We start from the raw sequence: 3,744 nt of genomic DNA, 5'->3' as shown, positions 1-3,744 counted from the left end.
GGTGGTGCGGGCGGCCGAGGGGTGGACGGATCTGGTGGTCACGCCCGAGCGCGGGGTGCGGGTGGTGGACGGGCTGCTGACCGGGCTGCACGAGCCCGAGGCCTCGCATCTGCTGATGCTGCGGGCGGTCGCCGGGCGGGCCGCGGTGGACCGGGCCTACGAGGAGGCGCTGCGCGGGCCCTACCTGTGGCACGAGTTCGGGGACGTCCATCTCCTCCTTCCGGAGGAGGGCACTCACAGGGCGCGTTGCGATGGCAACTAACGGTGAGAACGCTCTGCCCTCGCTGTGAGCCCGCGCATAGGGCCCACATCACGTACGAAAGCGCATAGGAGATGACCACCCCCACGCGAACGGGACAGATGGCCTAATCTGTCCCGTTTTGCCCTTCCCTGATCCACTACCGGGGATCGTACGTCACACCTTTGCCAGTGCATTTTGCGCCCGCTAAGAATTGCTTCCGTCGCTCAGCGCCGTGGGTTCACTCCCGCGGCTTTTGTGCGGGAGGAACCGATCCCCCGGCGGACGCAGGAGCGACCTCCGCGCTATCGAAGAGGTCCACAGCCATGCCCAAGAACATCCTCAGTCGTGCTCGCAGTCGGAATCTGACCAAGCAGCACAAGATCGCCGTCGCCGGTGTCGCCGCTCTCGGCACCGCCGCCATCGCCCTGTCGGCCGTCCCCGGCAACGCGGACACCGTCACCACCGGTTCCCCCGCCACCGCCGCCCAGGTCGCCAAGGTCGCCACCCAGGACGCCCCGCTGACGAGCGCCAAGGGTTCGATCGCCGACCGGGCCGGCCTGGAGAACGTCAAGCTCGACACGATCGCCGCGCAGAAGAAGGCCGCCGACCAGCTCGTCGCCAAGCAGCGCGCCGAGGCCGCCGCCAAGAAGGCCGCCGCCGACGCCGCCGCCAAGAAGGCCGCGCAGGAGCGCGCCGCCAAGCAGGCCGCCGGCCGTTCCGCGCAGCGCCCGCAGATGCAGACCGTCGCCGCGAAGACCTACGCGAACAACCTCGACGGCTGGATCCGCCAGTCCCTGGACATCATGCGCGCCAAGGGCATCCCGGGCAGCTACAGCGGCCTGCACCGCAACATCATGCGGGAGTCCTCGGGCAACCCGATGGCCATCAACAACTGGGACATCAACGCCCGCAACGGCATCCCGTCCAAGGGCCTGCTCCAGGTGATCCAGCCCACCTTCAACACGTACCACGTGCCCGGCACCTCGTGGAACATCTACGACCCGGTCGCCAACATCACCGCGGCCTGCAACTACGCGGCCCACCGCTACGGCTCGATGGACAACGTCAACAGCGCGTACTGAGGTCGGCGCGGACCTCTGAACGCCGAAGGGCGGCACCCCGTTACGGGGTGCCGCCCTTCTCGCTCTTCTCGTCCTCCCCGGCGGGCCGGGGCTACTTGCGCATGACCTCGGGTTCGTGGCGGCGCAGGAAGCGGGAGACGAAGAAGCCGCAGACCACGCCGAGCGCGATCAGCACGACCATGTCCAGGCCCCAGGCCGAGGCCGTGTGGTTCCACAGCGGGTCGGTGCTGCCCGGGTCGTCGCTGTTCGGGGCGATGTTGTTGAAGTCCAGCGTGGCGCCGGCCGCGCCCACCGCCCAGCGCGAGGGCATCAGGTACGAGAACTCGTTCACGCCGAGCGTGCCGTGCAGGGTGAACAGGCAGCCGGTGAAGACGACCTGGATGATCGCGAACATCACCAGCAGCGGCATGGTCTTCTCGGCGGTCTTCACCAGCGAGGAGATCACCAGGCCGACCATCATCGAGGTGAAGCCGAGCGCCATGATCGGCAGGCACAGCTCGAACAGGGTCGAGCCGCCGAGGATCACGCCCTGGTCCGGGATCTCGCGGGACGAGAAACCGATCAGGCCGACCAGCAGGCCCTGGAGCACGGTGACGGCGCCGAGCACGACCACCTTGGACATCAGGTACGCCGACCGGGACAGGCCCGTCGCCCGCTCCCGCTCGTAGATCACCCGTTCCTTGATCAGCTCACGCACGGAGTTCGCGGCGCCCGCGAAGCACGCGCCGACCGCGAGGATCAGCAGCACGGTGGTGGCGGTGCCGTTGGGGGCGTGCAAGCCGGTGCGCGGGTCGATCTTCGGGTTGACCAGCAGTCCGTGGTCGTGGTTGATCAGCAGGCTGACCGAGCCGAGCACCGCGGGCAGGATCACCGTCAGCGCCAGGAAGCCCTTGTCGGAGACGATGACCGACACATAGCGCCGGATGAGGGTGAGCAGCTGCGAGCCCCAGGCCTGCGGCTTGGGCGGCTTGATGACCTGCGGCGGCGTGTGCGCGGCCTGCGGGGCGACCGCGTCGATGTCCGCCGCGTACATCGTGTAGTGCTGCGAGCCCTTCCAGCGGCCCGCCCAGTCGTAGTCGCGGTAGTTCTCGAACGCGGAGAACACATCGGCCCAGCTGTCGTAGCCGAAGAAGTTCAGCGCCTCCTCCGGCGGGCCGAAGTAGGCCACCGCGCCGCCCGGCGCCATCACCAGCAGCTTGTCGCACAGCGCCAGCTCGGCCACCGAGTGGGTGACCACGAGCACGGTGCGGCCGTCGTCGGCGAGGCCGCGCAGCAGCTGCATGACGTCGCGGTCCATGCCCGGGTCCAGGCCCGAGGTCGGCTCGTCCAGGAAGATCAGCGACGGCTTGGTCAGCAGCTCCAGGGCGACGGAGACGCGCTTGCGCTGGCCGCCGGAGAGCGAGGTGACCTTCTTGTCCTTGTGGATGTCGAGCTTCAGCTCGCGCAGCACCTCGTCGATGCGGGCGTCGCGCTCCTGAGCGGTGGTGTCGGCCGGGAAGCGCAGCTTGGCCGCGTACTTCAGGGCCTTCCGGACGCTCAGCTCCTTGTGCAGGATGTCGTCCTGCGGGACCAGGCCGATGCGCTGGCGCAGCTCGGCGAACTGCTTGTACAGGTTGCGGTTGTCGTACAGCACCTCGCCCTGGTTGGCGGGCCGGTAGCCGGTGAGCGCCTTGAGCAGCGTGGACTTGCCGGAGCCGGACGGGCCGATGACCGCGACCAGGGACTTCTCCGGGACGCCGAAGGAGACGTCCTTCAGGATCTGCTTGCCGCCGTCGACCGTGACGGTCAGATGGCGCGCGGAGAAGGAGACCTCACCGGTGTCGACGAACTCCTCGAGCCGGTCGCCGACGATACGGAAGGTCGAGTGGCCGACGCCGACGATGTCGGCCGGGCCGAGCTGCACCGAGCCGCCCTTGGGCACCGGGTGGCCGTTGACGTACGTGCCGTTGTGCGAGCCGAGGTCGCGGATCTCGAAGCGGCCGTCGGGCGTCGAGTGGAACTCCGCGTGGTGACGGGAGACCTGGAGGTCCGAGACGACCAGCTCGTTCTCCAGGGCACGGCCGATGCGCATCACCCGGCCGAGCGAGAACTGGTGGAACGTGGTCGGGCTGCGGTCCCCGTGCACCGGCCCGGACGCCTGGTTCGTGACGGGGACGCCGGGGCCGGCCTGCTGCTGCGGGAAGGCGGCGGCCGGCTGGGCGGCCTGCGGCGCCTGCTGCCAGCCGGGGCCCGGGGCCTGGGCGGCGGGTGCGGCGGCGGGTGGTGGTGGGGGGCGGGGGGGGGCGTGTGGTGCGGGGTGCAGGTGCGCTGGCGGAGGGGGGGCGAGGGCGTGCGAGGGGGGGCGGCGTGGTGGGGCAGGTCGAGGGAGGCCTGTCCAACAAGCTCAAGGTGTCGCCCGAGGCCATCACCCCCGACGCCACC

General features: G+C 69.8%; 3 protein-coding genes. 2 read left to right on the top strand and 1 reads right to left on the bottom strand.

Translation table 11 applies throughout. The features are described 5' to 3' along the window. On the top strand, positions 1-262 hold a 262-nt coding region (locus FRZ03_RS24060; protein WP_146467243.1), incomplete at its 5' end, for an S-adenosylmethionine:tRNA ribosyltransferase-isomerase. A 302-nt stretch (positions 263-564) separates the two neighbouring features. Then, a complete protein-coding gene (locus tag FRZ03_RS24055) occupies positions 565-1,323 on the top strand; it encodes a transglycosylase SLT domain-containing protein (protein ID WP_146467233.1) in 759 nt (252 codons plus the stop codon). Between the two features lie 91 nt (positions 1,324-1,414). On the opposite strand, the gene FRZ03_RS24050 is transcribed toward FRZ03_RS24055, so the two are convergent. Beyond that, positions 1,415-3,448, bottom strand: a complete 2,034-nt coding sequence (locus FRZ03_RS24050) for an ABC transporter ATP-binding protein/permease (protein ID WP_261399318.1) — start codon at positions 3,446-3,448, stop codon at positions 1,415-1,417. Between the last annotated feature and the right edge of the window lie 296 nt (positions 3,449-3,744).

The sequence above is a fragment of the Streptomyces misionensis genome (assembly GCF_007896895.1).
In the GTDB taxonomy this organism is placed as follows: Bacteria; Actinomycetota; Actinomycetes; order Streptomycetales; family Streptomycetaceae; genus Streptomyces; species Streptomyces misionensis_A.
The sequence above is the reverse complement of the archived record's forward strand: the minus strand, read 5'-3'. Positions and strand labels throughout refer to the sequence as shown.